This is a genomic window from Streptomyces sp. NPDC014995, from assembly GCF_043080745.1.
Lineage (GTDB): Bacteria > Actinomycetota > Actinomycetes > Streptomycetales > Streptomycetaceae > Streptomyces.
In genome coordinates this window covers 132,996-152,898 of sequence record NZ_JBIBVX010000002.1, presented here as the reverse complement: position 1 = coordinate 152,898, position 19,903 = coordinate 132,996, and the positions used below count along the sequence as shown (strand labels likewise).

Sequence of the window (19,903 nt, the reverse complement as noted above, 5' to 3'; positions counted from 1 at the left end):
CCGCGGAGCACCGGTCCCGAGCCGGAAGAGTCGGGTGCGTCATCGTCACTGCTCTGACGCCAGCAGGGCGGCTTGCACGAAGCAGGTGCAGGTTGGCGTGCCGCCGACGACATCACCCGGTCGCCGCGGGGGCGGTCTCACTCTTGCCGCCACGTGCGTTGGGGCCCCGCTGTACTTCTCCACACCCGGAGACCGGGTGGCGCCTGCCAAGCGCGTAGGGGAGAGGCGACGTTCATCACGACGGTTTGCCCCCGGACCCTCGCCCTAGGCACCTGCCGCGACCGCCGCCTCCGCGTCAGCCCCGCACGATCACTGTTCAGTTCTCAAGCAATCAGCACTCAGGGTGCCTACAGGCCGTCAGAAGATGGTGCTGACCGAGCAGTTGGACTTGTTCCAACAACCTGATGGGTCATGAGTTTGCATGTCTCGCTTGGGGTGCGCAAGCGAATCGGCGTATGTTGTTGGAACAAGTCCGTCAAAGATCTAGGAGAGTCAACGTGGGTGAGCAGACGCCCCGTTACCACCGCATCGCCGATGAGCTGCGGCATCTCATCGACACGGGCGAGCTGAAGCCTGGCCAGCAACTGCCCACCGAACACCAGCTGATGGGCCAGTACTCGGCGAGTCGCAACACCATCCGGCTCGCTCTCAGGCGGCTCACGGACGAGGGATTGCTGGTTGCTGGTCAGGGGCGCGGCAGCTTCGTGCGGAAGAAGCACCCGGCCGCCGTCTGGGACTGGTCAGTGCTCGAGTCGCGATCACGACACAACTCGGCACATAGCAACGGCGATCAGTGGTCAACCGTGGTGGAGGAGAGCGGTAGGAAACCCCGCCAAGAGGTCAACGTCTCCATCAGGCGCCCACCGCCCGACGTGGCCGAACAGTTGGGTCTCGACCCTGAGACCGCCTTGACCGTTGTCCGGGAAAGGGTGAGGTACGTGGACCAGGAGCCCTACGCCATCGCGGATTCCTACTTCCCTGAAGAACTCGTCAGGGGGACGCCGTTGATGTTGCCCGAGGACGTGTCCGCACCCGGTGGTGTGCTCGCAGCCAGTGGCCTTATCACGGAGCGCTACCAGGATGAGATCACTGTGCGGATGCCGACTCGCGCGGAGTCCGAGAAGCTCGGCCTGCCGGCCGGGACCCCAGTCGCTGTGCACCGGCGCACTGGCTACGACAAGGACGGACGCGCACTACGCGTCATGATCAGTGTCTTGCCCGGGGACCGCCACATCATCCGCTACGACGTTTCGGCGGAGTAACCCCTTGATCATTCCTAGGCAACTGGACCGGTTTGCGCCGCAGTCCTCCGAGTCGGTCCACCCTCGGCAGGTTTGGTACGCAGCCTTCGGCTCCAACATGCACTTGGCACGGCTCACTTACTACCTCGTGGGCGGACGCCCGCCTGGGGGCCGTCGTACATACCCCGGATGTCGTGACGGCAGCCCGCCGGAACGCACGGTGCCCGTGATGCTCCCAGGCGCGTTGTACTTCGCCCTTGAATCCCAGGCGTGGACTGGAGGTATGGGCTTCTACGATCCGGACGTTGACGGCCAGATGGCCGCCCGGGCCTACCTGCTCACGGCAGAGCAGTTCTCGGATATCGCCGCTCAAGAGATGTACCGAAAGCCGGGGGAGAATCTCGACCTTGCCAAGGTGCTGGAGTCGGGGCGCGCTGTGATGGGTCCCGGACGGTACGAGACGCTGGTCTGTCCTGGGTATCTCGACGGGCACCCGGTCCTGACCTTCACGGCTCCCTGGTGCATGGGCGACGTCGAGTGGAACTCGCCGGCCGCTAACTACCTCCGGAATCTTGGCTCCGGTCTGGGTGAGTCTCACGGGTGGTCATGCGAGCGGATTGCCGAGTACTTGGCAAACCGTCCCGGGGCCGCTGGTCACTGGACCACAGAAACTGTGACTGCCCTCCTGGAGAGTGCGGGTGGTGCAGGCCTGCGGAACTGAAACTGATCGGTTACTTGTCAATTGCTCAATTAGGCAGTGACCCTTGCAGATACAGGCCGGCAAAGGGAAAGTCGCCGGTTCTTCCCCGCTTCCGAAGGCTGTACCTATGCAACGTGAACGCCTCTCAAAAGAATGCCAGGAGCGGACACGTCATGAGTGTCGGGCATCAAGGGTTGCGCCATGATGCCGCTAGCTACCATGCTTTCCCTTTCTCCGGGCACCTCCTGAACATCTGCGGTCACCCATACGCTTCTGCCACTCGCAAGCGGCAAGGGGCCTCCGATCAGCCGGATGCCATCAGGCAGGTCGACATCAGGCTCCGTCATCCAGATCTGTGCCATTGTGATCTGATCCCAGCGATCTTCTACGGCTATATGAGTGTCATTGGCGTCGAGCGGACCAGGTATAAGTGCCCCCCTTGAAGCAGCCACGACGAACGCGAGACGACGGCCATCTACGAACTCCGTGGGGGCGAATTTCCACGGTGCGCGATCCTCCGTTACGGGCCAAACTGGATTTTCGCTCCGCAGATGCTCGGCTGTCACGGCGATTCGCCATGCAACTTCTCCATGCAGCGAAACCTTCCATGTGCCATTGAGTGCAACGGAGGTCATGTAGGTGTCTTCTTTGCTGGTCCATACGCGAAGCGATCCGCTTGTCAGGCCACGATTTTCGCCGTGCTGAATAGTGAAGGCGAATCTAACTTTGCTCCTCTTGGACATTTGCACTACTCATCTCTGTCGTGTGGGTTGTCATATGGGTAATGCTGTTGCCAGCCGTCAGGCGTCCAGAGGAGTACTCGTTGCGCGAACTGGGGTGCTAGCCAGAGGTGCGTAACCGATATTGGCAGAGGAGGAGGGGTGGTTGGCAATGCATCTCCCTCCATCAAGCCGTATGCCACATTAAACGGCAGAGCGGTAAAGTGTAGCGGCACGAACAAATGACGTTCATCTGCCTCCGCTCTCGCGATTTTGTCGAGATGTTTATTCATGTGTGGGCGCAGAAACGCCTCATCGAGCGCCGACCGGAGCCCATTTAGCGAACGGTCAACGCCTCCACCTCGACCGCTCGGAACGACCATTACGTCTCTCTTCAAATTCCCTTCAACGGCCGGAACCGACGGGTAGCCGTGCATATCCGATGTGGAATCTTCGATTAGCCAGGAAAGATCCGGATCCTCGTAGTTCGCGCGCCAAAGGGCATAGGGGCTATTTACATTGTATTGCTCGCAGAGTAGTGCAAGACGTGCATAGCATTTTCGGAGTCGGGGGATGTCGTACGGGGAACCTATCTCGATCGACCACCACCAGCGACCGGGAGCAGGCCAGGCATGGTTGTCTCTGCCCAAGATGGAGTCAATTTGTAGGGCACCGTCGGCGGCAAGTTTGGTTACCTCAAAAGCAGCTCTTTTACCGGAAGGCAGGATCAGCATGGCGTCGACGGCCCCTTGGCGTCCGTCGACGTCCCAAGGGATCGCTGTGGCTCCAAGGACCCGTTCCGCGATCAGGCAGGCAGCTCGTTCGTCAGCAGGCAGATCGCGCGTTGTCTCACTCATCACGACATTGCAGCACGGGCGCTCCGCGGGCGACACACCTTTACGGAGGTGTTGGCCGGTGCGTGAGCGCGTCCACGTGCAATGTGGCGTGTGGATGTCTTGCCGAGCTACGTCGATGTGCCTGGAGACGTACGTTCGAGCAGGTTACGGGACGCGTGGGCGCAGTCGGCGCGACGCTCTGCGGGCCGTTCACAGACGGGCACGAATTGCCGAGCGGTCAGACTTCGCAGGGCGGTAGCTTGGCCGGGCTGCTAATCGTGACATCCGGGTCGGCTACCGCGAAGGGCAACCCATGAGCCAGCAGAGTCCTTACCCCTTCCTCAGCCTCTGGATGAAGAAGACGAAGCCCAGTCACCCGCTCATCGAAATGATCAAGGCAGACACCCAGAGTGGCGGTTCAGACAGCAACACCCGGGCGGTCCTCATGGCCTACGACAGCGTCATCGAGACACTGGAGGCGGCACAACCGCTCCGTCTCGATGGCGAACGGACCGAGTTTCAGAAGGCGCAGACTCACGGGGATCTACGGATCGTCCGGGCCGAGCTCGTGGCGGGTGCAAAGCTAGCGCGGGCGGCCGTGACCTTCGAGTTTGGCCGACGCAATGGAGCACCCCAACCTGATCTGATCCTGTGTCAGCGGAATCTCGCCATCGAAGTGAAGACGCGTCGGCTGGACGGGCTCGGGGACCTGTACGGGGAGCTAGAGGCCGCGTTGGCCGACATCCATGCGCCGGTCGTAGTGCACGTCATTTGTGACGAACGGCCGCTCGAAATAAAGGCTGCGGATCGGGCACGGCTGGTAGAGCAGACCATCCAACGCGTGCTTCGCGGGGAGCACGGCACGGTAGAGGTCTCGGTGCAACAACCTTGGACCGCTCGGAAGCGGCTCCTGATCGCCGTACAGATCATAGAGACGGCGGCTCCACCGACCGGTCGGCGAGTGGTGACCAGCACCGGTGGCACACTGAGCGGCCACTTCCAGGACCTGGAGAAGAAGGTTCTGGAAGTCCTGAACGAGGACCAGAAGCGGCAGCAGGCTATGTCCATTCCGACGATCTTGCTGGTGGAAGCGTCGCAGACCGGACTTGCCTGGATGAGGCCGCAGCAGACCTGGGCAACACGATTGGCTTCCCAGCTACCCGAGTCGACTCCGTTCCGGGGTGTGGGTGTGATGATTTCGTCTCTTGACAGCCCCGACGTATCACTGTCCATTGGAGTACACCCCAACATCTCGCTGGCGGACGCCAGCGCTATCCAGGGTCTGGCGAAGGACCTCGGGCTCTCGGGCCCCTGAGGGGCTGAGCACCGCCTGGCGTTGGCCAGGTATGGGCCATGTGTGGGCCAACGGTAGGCCGGACCGTCTCCCGCAGAGGGTTGACGCAGGTCAGGGAGCGGATCCCTAGCGACAGCGCAACGGTCTTGAAAACCGTCGTGGCAGCGATGTCACCGTGGGTTCAAATCCCACACCCACCGCAGGATGAACGGCCTCTGACCAGGTAAGACGGTCAGGGGCCGTCTTGCTGACGGCTGCCGGCCGACGACCGCCGTTCCGCGTGGGTCACCGCCGGCGGGCACGGAGGGGGCACGCGATCCGAGGGCCTCGGGCTCGCCGCCCCCGTGGCCGTCGCGGACGGGTACGGCACTCGCCGCCTTTTCGATTGTGGGGCCGGAGGCCGGCGGAGATCATTGGGGCATGAGTCCTGGATTACGTCGCACGGCTGGTGCGGCCGGCGCGCTGGTCGGCGTCGCCGTTGCGGTCTGGCTGGTCCTCGGTCCTCCCCGGGACTGGGAGGGCGGCATGAGGTGGTTGCGTCACGGCCTGGCACTGGGGTCCCTGGGAGTGATCGTCTTCTCCGCCCGGCTGATGTTTCCCGACACTCAGGACGGCACGGCGGACACGGCGTCCGACCGCCCCGGCCACGACGGGTTCTGATCCGACCTCTGCCTTCCCAGTCCAGTCCAGCCCAGCCCTGGCCTGGTGTTCGTGTTCGCCCCCCTGTGGGCGCCGACGCCCGCCCCGCGCCGCCGTGCCCTGCGCGGGCACCTCTGATCTCGATCGGACACGGACCCCGCTCGGCACTGCGCCCCCGTGGCTTCCCACGCGCCCCCCAGCCCAGCAGTTGAACATGTTCAAAAGAGCTGTCAACATGGCGGTCGTCATCGTCGAACGGTCGACTCGTGGTCGCCGTCGGTGCTGCCTCCTACGGGGAGGGGATGGTCGTGCCGGCCTGCTCATCCGGTCCTGCCCGAGGCCGAGGGTGGCGCGCGGTGTTCGTCGTCTGTCTGCTCGCGCTCGCGGGATGCGGTCCGCACACGTACGACGCAGTGCCCGCCCTGCATGACGCGAAGCCGGCCGAAGTATCGGGGTCGTGGATCGGCTACGACCGGACGAACGTCGTCTTCCGGCCCGACGGGAAGGCCGACATCCGTCTCCTGGACGGACAGGAGTGGGACTTCCATGACAGGTGGCGCCTGTCGGGTACGGGGAGCTGGAAGGTGACCGACCGGCGGACCGGGTGGAGCGACGGTCGGCACGTGCAGCTGACTCTCACCTCACGCACCGCGGTGGCGACTCGCGCGCCCGAGCCCGGCGAGCCTCTCGACCCGCCTGCGGACCGCTCCGAGGCGCCCAGGACCTACACATGGACGTTCGAGTTGGAGCGCGACGACAAGGAGGCGCTCACGCTCTACTTCTTCTTCGGCGACCCGGACTCGCGCAGCACATACGTCCTGGAGAGAGCGGAGCCCGGTCCCCCGGTGCTCACGAGCGGTGGATCGTCAGGCGCTCCGCCGAGGTGACCGTCGCGCGGGCCTCGCGTTCGGTCAGGCCGGTGTGTACGGCGGCGGCGACGAGGGCGTCGGACAGCTCCGGTCCGATGCCGTCCTCGTACGCCCGGCAGGCCGCCCAGAACAGCCGGGTGTTGCGCTGCCCCTCGTGCGCGGCGAGGACGAACTGGACCAGGCCGCGGCCGTGCGCGCCGCCCGCCGCAGGGGGCGCGGGGTGGTGCGTGCGGGGCGGGGGGAGCAGGAGGCGCAGGAGGGCGCGCGGGCAGGGCGCGGGAGCGAGGTGTGCGGTGCCGGGGGCGGTGGCGTACACGCCGTGTGCGGTGCGGGAGCCGGGGCCGACCAGGTAGCCGCCGGCGCCCCGGATGTCGATGCCGGGGGCGAGGCGGCCGGCCGAGTTGGGGACGACGACGTCGGGCGGGCCGGTGAGCCAGAGGTGGCGGCCGCCGGAGGGGGTGAGGACGACGACCGTGGGCGGGATCGTGAACAGGTGCCGCAGGGCCAGTTCGCGCAGGGCGGCCGAGGAGTCCGCGCCGGACTTGGTGTCGAGGTCGACGCCGATCAGATGGTGCGGGGGCAGGCCGCAGGCGATGCCGTAGCCGGTGGCCCAGGGGGCGGCGGCGAAGAGGGCGCGGATGCGGACCGGGTCGGTGGTGGCGTCGTACACACCGTGGCCGGGGCGGCCGCACTCGCCGTGGCAGGGCGGGGCGGTCGGGTCGTCGCGGTGGGGGGAGCGCAGCGCGGGGAGCTTCGTCCGGGACAGGGGGAGGACGGCCAGACCGCGTTCGGCGGCCGACAGGGCGTGGGCGAGGGCCAGCGTGGTGGCCTGCCGGGGGTACCGGTCGGTGGTGGCCATGGCTCCATGTTCGTATGTGTGTTCGAAAAAGGGAAGGGGTTGTCGCCGGGGTGGGTGCGGGCGGGCGGACCGGCGGGAGGTGCGAGCGGAACGCTCGCGCGGAGGTGCTTCGGTGCCGCCGTGCGCGGGCGGGGCCGGGTGACCTTGACAGGAGTCGGTATCTGACGGACAGTCAGGAAACCGTTCCGTACGGGTCCCGGGAGGAGTGCGGTCGTGGGTGACGACGAGCTCCACGCACGGCTGAAGGCCTACGAGGGGCGGCCCGCCGCCGTCGCCGGTACCGGCCGGGACCCCGTCAACGCGCCCATGATCCGGCACTGGTGCGAGGCGATGGGCGACCGGAACCCCGCCTACACCGGGCCCGACGCGATCGCCCCGCCCACCATGCTCCAGGCGTGGACCATGGGCGGCCTCGGCGGCCACGCGGGGCGCGCCCGGCCCTACGAGGAACTCCTCGCCCTCCTCGACCGGGCGGGCTGCACGTCGGTCGTCGCCACCGACTGCGAGCAGGAGTACGTCCGTCCCCTGCGGCCGGACGACGAGGTCACCTTCGACACGGTGATCGAGTCGGTGTCGGAGCGCAAGACCACCAAGCTGGGCACCGGCCACTTCGTCACCACCCGCACCGACGTGCGCGTGGACGGCGAACTCGCCGGCACCCACCGCTTCCGCATCCTCAAGTACGCGCCCGCGCACCGGAAACCGAAGGAGCGCCGCCCCCGCCCGGTGGTCAACCGTGACAACGCCGGCTTCTGGGAGGGCGTCAGCCGCCACCGCCTCCTCATCCAGCGCTGCGCCGCCTGCGCCACCCTCCGCCTCCCGTGGCTGCCCGGCTGCCACGCCTGCGGTTCCCCGGACTGGGACACCGTCGAGGCGGGCGGCGAGGGCACGGTCTTCTCGTACGTCGTGATGCACCACCCGCCCTTCCCGGCCTTCGACCCGCCCTACGCGGTCGCCCTGGTCCAGCTCGCCGAGGGCGTCCGCATCGTCAGCAACGTGGTCGGCGTGCCGTACGACGAGGTCCGGGTCGGTATGCCGGTGCGGCTCGACTTCCGGCGCTACGACGAGGAGCTGGTGCTGCCGGTCTTCCAGGGGGTGGCGGCGTGCGGCCCGGGGACGAGCTGAGGCCGCTGGAGATCCCGGTGACCCGCACCCTGATCGTGGCCGGTGCGGTCGCCTCCCGCGACTACCAGGACGTGCACCACGACCCGGAGGCCGCCCGCGCGAAGGGCTCGCCGGACGTCTTCATGAACATCCTCACCACCAACGGCCTGGTCGGCCGCTACATCACCGACCACTTCGGCCCGACGGCGGTGCTCCGCAGGGTCGCCATCCGGCTCGGCGCCCCCAACCATCCGGGCGACACGATGGTCCTGCGGGGCACGGTCGAGGAGGTCGACGGGGACACGGCGGTGGTGCGCGTCACCGGGGAGAACGGCATCGGACGGCACGTCACCGGCACGGTCACCGTCACCGTCCCCCGCCGCGCCCCCGTCCCGCCGGGAGGCGCGGCATGAGCGTCCGGACCCGGGACGCCCTCGGCGGGCGGGCGGCGATCGCCGGGATCGGGGCGACGGAGTTCTCCAAGGACTCGGGGCGCAGCGAGCTGCGGCTGGCGGCGGAGGCGGTGCGGGCGGCGCTGGACGACGCGGGGCTCACCCCGGCCGACGTGGACGGTCTGGTGACGTTCACCATGGACACCAGCCCGGAGATCACCGTGGCCCAGGCCTGCGGCATGGGCGAGCTGTCCTTCTTCTCCCGCGTCCACTACGGGGGCGGCGCGGCCTGCGCGACCGTCCAGCAGGCGGCGCTCGCCGTCGCCACCGGGGTGGCCGAGGTCGTCGTCTGCTACCGCGCCTTCAACGAGCGCTCGGGCCGCCGCTTCGGCGCGGGCGTACGGCACCGGGAGCCGTCGGCGGAGGGCACGGCGCTCGGCTGGACGCTGCCGTTCGGGCTGCTCACCCCGGCCTCCTGGGTGGCGATGGCGGCGCAGCGCTACCTGTACGCCTACGGGCTGACCCCGGAGGCGTTCGGGCCGGTGGCCGTCACGGCGCGCCGGCACGCGGCGGCCAACCCGGCGGCGTACTTCCACGGCCGGCCGATCACCCTCGCCGACCACGCGGCCTCGCGGTGGATCGCCGAGCCGCTGCGGCTGCTGGACTGCTGCCAGGAGACCGACGGCGGCCAGGCGCTGGTCGTCACCTCCGTGGAGCGCGCCCGCGACCTGCCGCATCCGCCCGCCGTCGTCGCCGCGGCGGCGCAGGGCGCCGGGCGGGCCCAGGAGCAGATGACCGGCTTCTACCGCGACGACCTGACCGGCCTGCCGGAGATGGGCGTGGTCGCCCGCCAGCTGTGGCGGACCTCGGGCCTCGCGCCCGCCGACATCGACGTGGGCATCCTGTACGACCACTTCACCCCGTTCGTGCTGATGCAACTGGAGGAGTTCGGCTTCTGCCCACCCGGCGAGGCTGCCGCCTACGTGACCGAGGACCGCCTCCCCCTCAACACGCACGGCGGCCAGCTCGGCGAGGCCTACCTCCACGGCATGAACGGCATCGCGGAGGCCGTACGGCAACTGCGCGGCACGTCCGTGAACCAGGTGCCGGGGGCGGCCCGGACCCTGGTGACGGCGGGCACCGGGGTGCCGACCTCGGGGCTGGTGCTGGAGGCCGACGGCTGAGCCGGGCCGCGCTTCCTCCCCGGGGGGCCACGCACGATCACCGGACCGGTGCTCGCCCGCGCGGGCCTCACCGCCCACGGCCGACGCATGCCTTACCGCCCCGTGCCCTTAGGCGCCCCCCATGCCTTACCGCCCCTCATGCCCTTACTGCCCGCATCTCCTTCCGGCCCGCATGTCTTTCCTGCCCGCAGCCGACTCGCAGGCCCTTGTCGCCCACAGACCCGCAGGTTCGCACTGCTGCCCACAGCCGACCCGCAGGGGTGATCCCGCAGTAGCCGTCGCCCGCTCGTCCACCTTCAGGAGGTGGACCCGGCACCACCCCTACAACCTGAGGCGGACTCTGCTTCGGCACCTGCGGCCGATCCGCCGCACGGGGGTCCGCTCCTAGCGTGGAGCCATGACCACACCCGTCTGCACCCGCGCTTCGAACGGCATGACGCGGCCTTCTCCGTACCCGTCCTTCGCGTCGTACGTCAGAGCCCGTCAGCCGGTGCTGCTGCGCACCGCCCGGTCGCTGACCGCGAACCCGAGCGACGCCGAGGACCTGTTGCAGACCGCGCTCACCAAGACGTACGTCGCGTGGGAGCGGATCGAGGACCACCGGGCGCTCGACGGCTACGTCCGACGGGCCCTGCTGAACACGCGCACCTCGCAGTGGCGCAAGCGCAAGGTCGACGAGTTCGCCTGCGACGACCTGCCGGAGCCGGAGCCGCAGCCCGGCGACGACGATCCGGCCGAGCGGCAGGCGCTGCACGACGCGATGTGGCGGGCGATCATGAAGCTGCCCGCCCGGCAGCGGGCGATGGTCGTCCTCAGGTACTACGAGGACCTGAGCGAGGTGCAGACGGCGGAGGTCCTCGGCGTCTCGGTGGGCACGGTGAAGTCGGCGGTCTCCCGGGCCCTCGGAAAGCTCCGGGACGACCCTGAGCTGGGCGTTGTTCGATAGCGCGCGGAAGTGCGGTTCTGTGTTCAGGGCAACGTGACCTGATCGATCATCGCCTCCTAGTGACATACCACGCGGTATGTGCGCAGAATCAGCGCAACCGTTACCACCGCGTAGGCAATGTCGCCGCACCTGGGAGGACGCCGTGCTGAGCACCATGCAGGACGTACCGCTGCTGATCTCGAGGATCCTGACCCACGGGTCCACGATCCACGGCACATCGCAGGTGACCACCTGGACCGGCGACGGCGCCCCGCACCGCCGCTCCTACGCCGAGATCGGCGCCCGCGCGGCGCAGCTGGCGCACGCCCTGCGCGAGGACCTCGGGGTCGAGGGCGACGACCGGGTGGCGACGCTCGCCTGGAACAACGCCGAACACGTCGAGGCGTACTTCGCGATCCCCTCCATGGGCGCGGTCCTGCACACCCTCAACCTGCGGCTGCCCCCCGAGCAGCTCGCCTGGATCGTCAACCACGCGGCCGACCGGGTCGTGATCGCCAACGGTTCGCTGCTGCCGCTGCTGGCGCCGCTGCTCCCGCACCTGAAGACGGTCGAGCACGTGGTCGTCACCGGTCCCGGCGACCGTTCCCTGCTGGCGGGCGCGAGCGCCCAGGTGCACGAGTACGAGGACCTGATCGCCGGAAAGCCCACCGCCTACGACTGGCCCGAGCTGGACGAACGCCAGGCCGCCGCGATGTGCTACACCTCCGGCACCACGGGTGACCCCAAGGGCGTGGTCTACAGCCACCGTTCGATCTACCTGCACTCCATGCAGGTCAACATGGCCCAGTCGATGGGCCTGACCGACCAGGACACCTCGCTGGTCGTGGTCCCGCAGTTCCACGTCAACGCCTGGGGCCTGCCGCACGCCACCTTCATGACCGGCGTCAACCTGCTGATGCCGGACCGGTTCCTCCAGCCGGCCCCGCTCGCCGAGATGATCGAGGGCGAGAAGCCGACCCACGCGGCCGCCGTCCCCACCATCTGGCAGGGCCTGCTGGCCGAGCTGACCGCCAAGCCGCGCGACGTCTCCTCCCTCACCCAGGTCACCATCGGCGGCTCGGCCTGTCCGCCCTCCCTCATGGAGGCCTTCGACAATCTCGGCATGCGGGTCTGCCACGCCTGGGGCATGACGGAGACCTCCCCGCTCGGCACCATCGCCCGCCCGCCGGCCCATGCTGTCGGCACGGACGAGGAATTCGCCTACCGCCTCACCCAGGGCCGCTTCCCGGCCGGCGTCGAGGCCCGCCTCACCGGCCCCGGCGGCGAACGCCTCCCCTGGGACGGCGAGTCCGCGGGCGAGCTGGAGGTCCGCGGCCCCTGGATCGCCGGTGCCTACTACAACGGCCCCGACGCCGAATCCCTGCGCCCCGCCGACAAGTTCAGCGAGGACGGCTGGCTGAAGACGGGCGACGTCGGCACGATCTCCCCCGACGGCTTCCTCACCCTCACCGACCGCGCCAAGGACGTCATCAAGTCCGGCGGCGAGTGGATCTCGTCCGTCGAGCTGGAGAACGCCCTGATGTCCCACCCGGACGTCGCCGAGGCGGCCGTCGTCGCCGTCCCCGACGACAAGTGGGGCGAACGCCCGCTCGCCACGGTCGTCCTGAAGCAGGGCGCCACCGCCGAGTTCGCGTCCCTGCGCGCGTTCCTCGCCGACGAGGCCGGCATCGCCAAGTGGCAGCTCCCGGAGCGCTGGACGATCATCGAGTCGGTCCCGAAGACGAGCGTGGGCAAGTTCGACAAGAAGGTGCTGCGCAGGCAGTACGCCCAGGGAGAGCTGGACGTCACCCAGCTCTGACGCCCCCGCACGCCGGGCAGGGCACCTCGCGGCCCCTGCCCGGCGTGCGGTCTGTCACGACTGTCACAGGCAGTCGCGGGCACGTAGGCAGTCGCCGGCATGTAGGCAGTCGTCGGCAGTCGCACGCGGCCCCAGGCCGTCGCACGTCCTGCGCAGGCCGTTGGACGGCGGCCGTACGACCACCTCACGGCCGTGGGCCCCGCACGCCCGCACGCCCGCACGCCCGCCCGGGCGTTCGTGCACTTCGGTTCCCCTGCCGAAGCGGCGGGCCTTGCGTCGTACGGCCACTTCACGGCCGTAGGGCCCGGCGCGCCCGCCCGGCTTGCGTGCACCTCGGGGCGGCGGGCGGCGGGTCGCAAGACCAGCTTCCTCCGGTGCCGTCCGGCCGACTCACCGCCGGCCCGCCGTCGTCCCCCACCCCAGGGCCAGCCACACGCCGGCGACCGCGACGACTCCGCCCCAGTCCCAGTGGGTGAAGGCGAGGGCTGCCAGGGCCGAGGCGGTGGCGCCGCCGGTGAAGCCCGCGACGACGTACGCGCTGTTGGCGGTGGCCGGGGCGGCGGTCGTGGTCAGGGCGAGGGTCTGGTTGGCGACGTGGGAGGCGACGAGGGCCGCGTGGATCGCGATCGCGGCCACGAACAGCGCCGGCATCACCCGGCCGCCCAGCCAGAACAGCGGGACGGACACGGCGGCGAGCAGATAGGCGTTGCGCACGATCTTCGCGGCGCCGAAGCGGTCGACCAGCCCGCCGGCGAGGGGTGCCACGACGCTGGCCGCCAGCCCGAAGAGGCCGAAGAGGCCGGCGGTCGCCGTGGAGAGGCCGTACGGCCGGCCCGTCAACAGCAGGGCCAGCGAGGTCCACAGGGCGCTCCACGCGCCGTACATCCCGGCCTGGCGCAGGCACGCCCGCCACAGGTCGGGCGAGTGGCGGACCAGACCGGGCATCGCGCGCAGGCCCGCGAAGAGCCCGCCCTCACGAGGCCGACGGCGTTCGGCGGGCAGGGCGGCGGCGGTCAGCAGGCCGAGGGCCGCGGTGAGGACGGCCGCGCCGGCGAACACCGCCCGCCAGCCGAAGGCCTGTCCGGCGAGTCCGCCCAGGACGCGGGCCGCGACGACGCCGGTGAACAGGCCGGAGATGACGGCGGCGACGTGCCGGGCGCGGCGGTCGGCGGGCGCGCGTTCGGCGACCAGCGGCACGAGCAGCTGCGGAACGACGGTCGCGGCCGAGGCGACGAGCACGGCGGCCGCGAGCGCGGCGGTCCCGGCGGCCACGGCCCCGGCGGCCAGCGCCGCCGTGGTGACCAGGGAGAGCGCGGCGACCAGCGGGCGCCGGTTCAGCCGGTCGCCGAGCGGCGCGAAGAAGAGCAGGCCGGCCGCGTAGCCGAACTGCGCGACCGAGGCGATCCAGGCCACGGCCGAGGGCGCGGAGCCGAAGTCGCGGGCGATGAGGGGGAGCAGCGGGGCCGCGACGTAGATGTTGGCGGCCGTGACGGCGGTGCAGAGAGCGATGAGGGGGAGGAACAGGCGGCCGGCGGCCGGGGTCCGTCGGCCGTGTTCGGTGGGCTGCCGGGTGCTGACTGCGGACGGCATGGCGGAGATGCTCCTTCGAGCCGACTTCAACAACTAACCAGTTGGTTGGAACAGGGGAGGGAACAGTCTGGAACCGCTCCGCATTCCCTGTCAACCAACCAGTTGGTTACCTGCCGCTACCATGTCCCCATGGCAACCAGCAGGCCCGGTACGACCCCCCGCGACCCCGGGGCCACCAAGGCGCGGATCTTCGACGCGGCGGTCGCCGAGTTCGCGCGGTACGGCATCGCGGGCGCCCGCGTCGACCGCATCGCCGCCGAGGCCAAGGCCAACAAACAGCTCATCTACGCCTACTTCGGCAACAAGGCGGAGCTGTTCACCCGGGTCCTCGGCCGCTGCATGGTCGACCTCGCCGCCGCCGTCCCCGTCGACCCGGACGACGTCGAGGGCTGGGTGGACCGGCTGATGGACTACCACGCCGCCCACCCCGAACTGCTGCGCCTCCTCTACTGGGAGGGCATCGAGTACGGCACCGCCGAGCTGCCCGACGAGGCGGAACGGCAGGAGCACTACGCCCGCAAGGTCGCCGCCGTCCGGGACGCCCAGGACCGCGGGGTGATCAGCGACGCCATCCCGGCCCCCGACCTGCTGTTCCTGCTGGTCGCCCTGGCGAACTGGGCCACCGTCGTACCGCAGATGAGCCGCATCCTGGTCGGCGCCGGGGACGACGACCGCGCGCGCCTGCGCGCCTCCGTGAAAGAGGCGGCGCGCAGGCTGTTCGCGCGTTAGCCGGCCCGGTCAGTTGGTCCCGATCCGGGCGAGCAGTTCCACGATCCGGGACTGGACCTCCGCACTGGTGGACCGCTCCGCGAGGAACAGCACCGTCTCGCCGGAGGCCAGCCGCGGCAGGTCGGCCTGGTCGACGGCGGCGGTGTAGACGACCAGCGGAGTGCGGTTGAGCTGCTGGTTGGCCCGCAGCCAGTCGATGATCCCGGCCCGGCCCCGGTGCACCTGCATCAGGTCCATCACGACCAGGTTCGGCCGCAACTGCGAGGCCAGCGTGACCGCGTCCGCGTCGCTCGCGGCCCGCGCCACCTGCATCCCGCGCCGCTCCAGCGTCGCGGTCAGCGCCAGCGCGATCTCCGCGTGCTCCTCGATCAGCAGCACCCGCGGCGGATGCTGCTCACTGTCACGCGGGGCGAGCGCCTTCAGCAGAACGGCGGGATCGGCGCCGTACGCCGCGTCGCGCGAGGCCTGTCCGAGTCCGGCCGTGACCAGCACCGGCACCTCGGCGGCCACCGCCGCCTGCCGCAGCGACTGCAACGCGGTCCGGGTGATCGGCCCGGTCAGCGGGTCCACGAACAGCGCGGCCGGGAAGGCGGCGATCTGCGCGTCGACCTCCTCCCGCGAGTGCACGATCACCGGGCGGTACCCGCGGTCGCTGAGCGCCTGCTGCGTACTGACGTCCGGAGCCGGCCACACCAGCAGCCGACGCGGGTTGTCCAGCGGCTCCGGCGGCAGTTCGTCGTCCATCGGCTGCGGCCGCGGGGGATCCGCCACCTCCACGGCACCGCCCGGCCCGTCGAGCGGCTCGGGCCCCTCGGCGGCGTTCTCGTCCGGCGCGCCTATGGCGTACGACCGCCCGACTCCCTCGGTCCCGGGCGCGAGCCGCGTCTGCCCGGCCGACGACTGCCCGGGGAGCGGCTGCCCCGCGAGCGAAGGCTGGGAGACAGCCGGTTGCGGGGCGGCGGGGGCCGCCGGGGCCTGCGGTACGACCGGCTGCTCGGCCTGCGGGTGCGGACGGGCCGTCTGCTCCGGGCGCCCGGCCGGGTCGGGCGGCGTACCCAGCTTGCGCCGCCGCCCGGAACCGCCGGGGGCGTGCGGGGCGGGGGTTCCGGTGGACTGGGGCGCCTGGGCCTGCGCCACCTGCTGGATCTGCTGCGCCTGCTGGACCTGGGCGGCCTGGCGGGTGAAGGGCACCCCCTGGCCGAGGGTCCGCACGCTGATCGCCCGGCCCTGCGTGGAGTTGGGGTCCATGGGCGCGGCGGCGGGCAGCGGCTGCGCCGCCCGCTGCGGCTGCGCTGCGGCTTCGGGCGGCAGCGGGGTGCCCGTGCCCGGGGTGGGCGTCGCGGGGGCCTCGGCGGCGGGAGCGGGTGCGGGGGCGGGGGTCGCTTCGGCGGGCAGCGGCTGAACCGGGGCGGGCTGGGCGGTGGGGGTGTGCGGGGTGGGGGTCTGAGTGGCGGGTGCCTGGGTGGCGGGTGCCTGGGTGGGCACGCCGACTTGCCCGGAGGCGTTCGGCAGGGGAGCGGCCGAGGCCGGCTGACCGGGGACGGGTGCGGGGGCGGCCGGCTGACCCGGGGCCGGTTGTACAGGGACGGGCTGCACGAGCGCGGGCTGCCCGGGGACCGGGTGACCGGCGGACGGCTGATCGGGGAGCGGCTGCGCGGGCAACGGCTGGCCCGGCATCGGCTGTCCGGGCATGGGCTGTCCGGGCATGGGCTGGGCCGGAAGCGGCTGGCCCGGGACGGGCTGTGCGGGTGCGGCCTGTCCACCGGGAGCCGTAACCCCCTGTCCTGCGCCACCCTGCGCGGGCGCCACACCACCGGGCTGCTGCACGGCCGCCCCCGGCTGAGCCTGCGCGACCGGCTGAGCGACCGGCTGCCCGGCACTGTCCGCAGCCTGAGCCGGAATCGGAGCCTGAGCCTGGGCCGGAACCTGAGCCTGAGCCTGAGCCGGAACGGGAACCGCCCCCGGAGGAACCGGTGGGGCCACTCCAGCCGCCGCCTCCGCCGTCTCCGCCGCCGGCTGGGCCACCGCCCGCCGCCGACGGCCCGTGGGTGCGTTCGTCGGATGCGGCTGCGGCGGCGTGTGGTCGTCGGCCTGGTCCTGCGGGACGGCGTCGTGGCGGCCGTGGTCGATCGGCGCGTCCTCGGGCGTGCCCTGAACGGGCACCTGCGCCTGCGGGGGAACCGGGACCTGCCCCGGCGCGGGCATCTGCCCGGGAACCGGAACCGGAACCGGCTGCCCAGGCACGGGCACCGGCTGCCCGGGAACCGGCACCGCAGGCGGAACAGCCCCAGCGGCCGGCACCTGACCCGGAGCCGGCACCTGGCCCCCCGCCTGCGCCTCGGCGACCCCGTCCGCCTCGTCGGACGCCCGGTCCGCCTCCGCCGGCGGCAGGGCGAACACCGTACGAGGCCCCGCCTCCTGCGCGGCGGCACGTTCCGTCGCCGCCGCCAGCGCCCGCCGACGACGTCCCGTCGGCTGCGCGCCCTCCGCGGGAACCCCCGCCTCGCCCCCCGCGACCGCGGGCAGCGCGGCCGGCAGGGCCTGCGGTTCGTCGTCGGGACGCCGGGCCCGCCGTCCGCCGGGCGCGGGCACACCCTGCGGCGGAACGGTGCCGCCGAGTCCCGTACCCGACGCGGCGGTGCCCGCCGCGTGTTCGGCCGCCGTCATGACGGCTCCTTCGGCCACCCCGGCCTCGGCGCCCGCGCCGGACGCCGGACCCGCGGCCGGCTCGGCCGACCGCCCGCGCCGCCGCCCGGTCCCGCCGTTGCCACCGGTTCCGCCGGGGGCCTCCGGGTCGTCCGCCGACGCCGCGACCGGCGTCTCCTCGGCGGCCGGGCCACGCCGACGGCGCCGTCCGGTCGGAGCCACGGCCTCCACCTCGGCACCACCGGCCGCGCCGGCGCCCGGGACGTCACTCTCCAGGAATGCGTCCACGGAGGCCCGCCGGGCCCGCCGCCGACCCCCACCGGGGCCCTGCTCGGCCGAGGCACCCTCCGCCGCACCGTCCCCGGTCCCGGCCGCCCCGGCCAAGTCGTGGGCCGGGGCCGGGGGCTGCCCCTCCGTCCCCGCCGGCAGGGCGACCGCGGAACCGGCGGCCGCGCCGGCCGGTGCGGTGGCGACGGCTCCCGCACCACCGCCCAACGGCACCTCGAGGACGTACGCGTTGCCGCTCATCCCCGGCACCTCGTGCGTCTGCAGCACCCCACCGTGCGCCCGTACGATCCCGCGCACGATCGGCTCGTGCACCGGGTCGCCCCCGGCGTACGGCCCGCGCACCTCGATGCGGACGACCTCACCGCGCTGGGCGGCGGCCACGACGACGGTGTTGTCCATGTAGCCGCCCGCCGAGACGGGCGCGTTTCCGGTGGCGTCGACGCCGGCCACGTCGGCCACCAGGTGCGCCAGCGCGGTCGCCAGGAGCCGCGCGTCGACCTCGGCCTCGATGGGCGGCGCGTGCACCGCGAACTGCACGCGCCCCGGCCCGACGAGCTCCACGGCCCCGTCGACACCGGCGGCGACGACGGCGTCCAGCATCACCTTCGTACGGCTGATCTCCTCGCCGCCGGTGTCGAGGCGCTGGTAGCCGAGGACGTTGTCGATGAGGGTGGTGATGCGCGCGTACCCCGCCGACAGGTGGTGCAGCACCTGGTTGGCCTCGGGCCACAGCTGCCCGGCGTCGTCCGCGGCGAGCGCGGACAACTCGCGGCGCAGCTCGTCGAGCGGCCCGCGCAGCGACCGCCCGAGCAGCGTCAGCAGTTGCTCGTGCCGGGCGGCGAGGGCCTCGTACCGGTCCTTCTCCCGCTCGCCGAGCGCGGCGTAGCGCTCCTCGCCGGCCGCGAGCTCCTCCGCGTGCTGCTCGCGCAGCTCCTCCAGCTCGGTGACGTGCTGCTGGCGCAGGGCGGTGAGGTCGGAGGCGTGCTCCTCGGAGAGCCGTTCCAGCTCCTCCGCATGCTTCTTCTCGAGGGAGCCCTTCTCGTCGGCGAGGGTGTCGAAGGGCCGCCGGTCGGTGAAGGTCATCACGGCCCCGACGAGCTGGTCGCCGTCCCGGACGGGGGCGGTCGTCAGGTCGACGGAGACCTTGTCCCCGCTCTTCGACCACAGCACCTGACCGCGTACCCGGTGCTTGCGCCCGGAGCGCAGGGTGTCGGCGAGCGGCGACTCGTCGTACGGGAAGGGGGAGCCGTCGGCGCGTGAGTGCAGCACCAGCGTGTGCAGCTCCTTGCCGCCGAGATCACTCGCCCGGTACCCCAGGATCTGGGCGGCGGCCGGATTGACGAGCACGATCCGCCCGTCGGTGTCGGTGCCCACGACGCCCTCGGACGCGGCCCGCAGGATCATCTCGGTCTGCCGCTGCGAACGCGCCAGCTCGGCCTCGGTGTCGACGGTTCCCGACAGGTCGCGTACGACGAGCATGAGCAGCTCGTCGCTGGCATAGCCGTAGCTGTCGTAGGCCTGCTGACCGTTCTCGAGGTTGGCGCTGGTGACCTCGACGGGGAACTCCGACCCGTCGGTGCGCCGGGCGATCATCCGCGTCGGCTTGGTCCGCCCGCGCGGATCCATGTGGTCCGGCCGGCGCATGGACCCGGGGATGAGCCTGGAGTCGAACTGCGGCAACAGGTCCAACAGCCCGCGCCCCACGAGCGCCGTCCCCGGCGCCTCGAAGGCCTCGAGGGCGATGGTGTTCGCGTTGACGACGGTCCCGTTGGCGTTGACCAGCACCAACGCGTCGGGAAGGGCGTCGAGTATGGCTGCGAGGCGAGCAGCGCCTCGGGATGGCCTGCTGCTCACGAGTCGCTTCCTCCCTGTTACCGCACCTTGCCGACCGCTCGGGCCATCTTGCCAACCGTCCCGCAGCGTGTCACGCGAGGGAGTCTAAGGGCTGGGGCGGCGCCGGTGGCGCCGGATGAGAGGGAGCTCGCACGACGAAGTGACACAGAACATGTGACCACGTGCTCCTGCTTCGCGAGACCTTCGCTTGACGTTTACGGGACGGGTGCTTTTGC

At 71.1% G+C, this 19,903-nt stretch carries 16 protein-coding genes and 1 tRNA gene; 12 read left to right on the top strand and 5 right to left on the bottom strand.

Translation table 11 applies throughout. The annotated features are described in order from the left end of the window. Nucleotides 1-497 precede the first annotated feature (497 nt). Entirely contained in the window at nt 498-1,262 is a 765-nt protein-coding gene (locus ACF1A1_RS05095) for a GntR family transcriptional regulator (RefSeq protein WP_391645572.1), read from the top strand. Between the two features lie 262 nt (nt 1,263-1,524). Next, on the top strand, nt 1,525-1,962 hold the full coding sequence (locus tag ACF1A1_RS05090; RefSeq protein WP_391645570.1) for a hypothetical protein: 438 nt from the start codon (nt 1,525-1,527) through the stop codon (nt 1,960-1,962). A gap of 104 nt (nt 1,963-2,066) precedes the next feature. Here the strand turns inward: ACF1A1_RS05090 and ACF1A1_RS05085 are convergent, their stop codons facing one another. Beyond that, the gene (locus tag ACF1A1_RS05085; RefSeq protein WP_391645568.1) at nt 2,067-2,684 is read right to left on the bottom strand and encodes a hypothetical protein; all 618 of its coding nucleotides are present in this window, start codon (nt 2,682-2,684) and stop codon (nt 2,067-2,069) included. Nucleotides 2,685-2,689: 5 nt separating this feature from the next. Continuing rightward, nucleotides 2,690-3,517 carry a hypothetical protein gene (locus ACF1A1_RS05080; RefSeq protein WP_391645567.1) on the bottom strand — a complete coding sequence of 276 codons (828 nt, stop codon included), beginning with the start codon at nt 3,515-3,517 and terminating at the stop codon, nt 2,690-2,692. A 292-nt stretch (nt 3,518-3,809) separates the two neighbouring features. Between ACF1A1_RS05080 and ACF1A1_RS05075 the strand changes: the two genes are divergently transcribed. The 4 genes from ACF1A1_RS05075 to ACF1A1_RS05060 all read left to right on the top strand — a co-directional run bounded on the left by ACF1A1_RS05075 (nt 3,810) and on the right by ACF1A1_RS05060 (nt 6,316). Beyond that, nucleotides 3,810-4,811, top strand: a complete 1,002-nt coding sequence (locus ACF1A1_RS05075) for a hypothetical protein (protein ID WP_391645565.1) — start codon at nt 3,810-3,812, stop codon at nt 4,809-4,811. Between the two features lie 77 nt (nt 4,812-4,888). Further along, nucleotides 4,889-4,987 (top strand) — tRNA-Ser (locus ACF1A1_RS05070). Between the two features lie 223 nt (nt 4,988-5,210). Next, the gene (locus ACF1A1_RS05065; RefSeq protein ID WP_391645563.1) at nt 5,211-5,450 is read left to right on the top strand and encodes a hypothetical protein; all 240 of its coding nucleotides are present in this window, start codon (nt 5,211-5,213) and stop codon (nt 5,448-5,450) included. Nucleotides 5,451-5,785: 335 nt separating this feature from the next. Next, nucleotides 5,786-6,316, top strand: coding sequence for a hypothetical protein (locus tag ACF1A1_RS05060; protein ID WP_391645561.1), 531 nt, complete (start codon nt 5,786-5,788; stop codon nt 6,314-6,316). Here ACF1A1_RS05060 and ACF1A1_RS05055 read toward each other — a convergent pair. Next, on the bottom strand, nt 6,279-7,157 hold the full coding sequence (locus tag ACF1A1_RS05055) for a bifunctional DNA primase/polymerase (protein ID WP_391645559.1): 879 nt from the start codon (nt 7,155-7,157) through the stop codon (nt 6,279-6,281). The two genes, ACF1A1_RS05060 and ACF1A1_RS05055, sit on opposite strands and share 38 nt — an antisense overlap. A gap of 213 nt (nt 7,158-7,370) precedes the next feature. On the opposite strand from ACF1A1_RS05055, the gene ACF1A1_RS05050 reads away from it, so the two are divergent. The 5 genes from ACF1A1_RS05050 to ACF1A1_RS05030 all read left to right on the top strand — a co-directional run bounded on the left by ACF1A1_RS05050 (nt 7,371) and on the right by ACF1A1_RS05030 (nt 12,581). Next, nucleotides 7,371-8,282 carry a bifunctional MaoC family dehydratase N-terminal/OB-fold nucleic acid binding domain-containing protein gene (locus ACF1A1_RS05050; RefSeq protein ID WP_391645557.1) on the top strand — a complete coding sequence of 304 codons (912 nt, stop codon included), beginning with the start codon at nt 7,371-7,373 and terminating at the stop codon, nt 8,280-8,282. After that, entirely contained in the window at nt 8,261-8,674 is a 414-nt protein-coding gene (locus tag ACF1A1_RS05045; protein ID WP_391645555.1) for a MaoC/PaaZ C-terminal domain-containing protein, read from the top strand. The genes ACF1A1_RS05050 and ACF1A1_RS05045 overlap by 22 nt, the downstream gene beginning before the upstream one ends. After that, nucleotides 8,671-9,837 carry a lipid-transfer protein gene (locus tag ACF1A1_RS05040; RefSeq protein ID WP_391645553.1) on the top strand — a complete coding sequence of 389 codons (1,167 nt, stop codon included), beginning with the start codon at nt 8,671-8,673 and terminating at the stop codon, nt 9,835-9,837. The genes ACF1A1_RS05045 and ACF1A1_RS05040 overlap by 4 nt, the downstream gene beginning before the upstream one ends. Nucleotides 9,838-10,234: 397 nt before the next feature. Then, nucleotides 10,235-10,783: a SigE family RNA polymerase sigma factor gene (locus ACF1A1_RS05035; RefSeq protein ID WP_391645551.1), complete on the top strand. Its 549-nt coding sequence runs from the start codon at nt 10,235-10,237 to the stop codon at nt 10,781-10,783. Nucleotides 10,784-10,925: 142 nt separating this feature from the next. Next, nucleotides 10,926-12,581, top strand: a complete 1,656-nt coding sequence (locus ACF1A1_RS05030; protein ID WP_391645549.1) for a long-chain fatty acid--CoA ligase — start codon at nt 10,926-10,928, stop codon at nt 12,579-12,581. Nucleotides 12,582-12,971: 390 nt separating this feature from the next. On the opposite strand, the gene ACF1A1_RS05025 is transcribed toward ACF1A1_RS05030, so the two are convergent. After that, a complete protein-coding gene (locus ACF1A1_RS05025) occupies nt 12,972-14,171 on the bottom strand; it encodes an MFS transporter (protein ID WP_391645547.1) in 1,200 nt (399 codons plus the stop codon). Between the two features lie 129 nt (nt 14,172-14,300). Here ACF1A1_RS05025 and ACF1A1_RS05020 point away from each other — a divergent pair, with 129 nt between their 5' ends. Further along, a complete protein-coding gene (locus ACF1A1_RS05020) occupies nt 14,301-14,900 on the top strand; it encodes a TetR family transcriptional regulator (RefSeq protein ID WP_391645545.1) in 600 nt (199 codons plus the stop codon). 9 nt (nt 14,901-14,909) lie between these two features. On the opposite strand, the gene ACF1A1_RS05015 is transcribed toward ACF1A1_RS05020, so the two are convergent. After that, nucleotides 14,910-19,688, bottom strand: a complete 4,779-nt coding sequence (locus tag ACF1A1_RS05015; RefSeq protein ID WP_391645543.1) for a PAS domain-containing protein — start codon at nt 19,686-19,688, stop codon at nt 14,910-14,912. Nucleotides 19,689-19,903 lie beyond the last annotated feature (215 nt).

Coding starts and splice junctions, on each gene's coding strand:
- ACF1A1_RS05080 (WP_391645567.1), bottom strand. CDS start 3,517: ATGAGTGAGACAACGCGCGATCTGCCTGCTGACGAACGAGCTGCCTGC.
- ACF1A1_RS05065 (WP_391645563.1), top strand. CDS start 5,211: ATGAGTCCTGGATTACGTCGCACGGCTGGTGCGGCCGGCGCGCTGGTC.
- ACF1A1_RS05075 (WP_391645565.1), top strand. CDS start 3,810: ATGAGCCAGCAGAGTCCTTACCCCTTCCTCAGCCTCTGGATGAAGAAG.
- ACF1A1_RS05025 (WP_391645547.1), bottom strand. CDS start 14,171: ATGCCGTCCGCAGTCAGCACCCGGCAGCCCACCGAACACGGCCGACGG.
- ACF1A1_RS05040 (WP_391645553.1), top strand. CDS start 8,671: ATGAGCGTCCGGACCCGGGACGCCCTCGGCGGGCGGGCGGCGATCGCC.
- ACF1A1_RS05090 (WP_391645570.1), top strand. CDS start 1,525: ATGGGCTTCTACGATCCGGACGTTGACGGCCAGATGGCCGCCCGGGCC.
- ACF1A1_RS05020 (WP_391645545.1), top strand. CDS start 14,301: ATGGCAACCAGCAGGCCCGGTACGACCCCCCGCGACCCCGGGGCCACC.
- ACF1A1_RS05055 (WP_391645559.1), bottom strand. CDS start 7,157: ATGGCCACCACCGACCGGTACCCCCGGCAGGCCACCACGCTGGCCCTC.
- ACF1A1_RS05035 (WP_391645551.1), top strand. CDS start 10,235: ATGACCACACCCGTCTGCACCCGCGCTTCGAACGGCATGACGCGGCCT.
- ACF1A1_RS05085 (WP_391645568.1), bottom strand. CDS start 2,684: ATGTCCAAGAGGAGCAAAGTTAGATTCGCCTTCACTATTCAGCACGGC.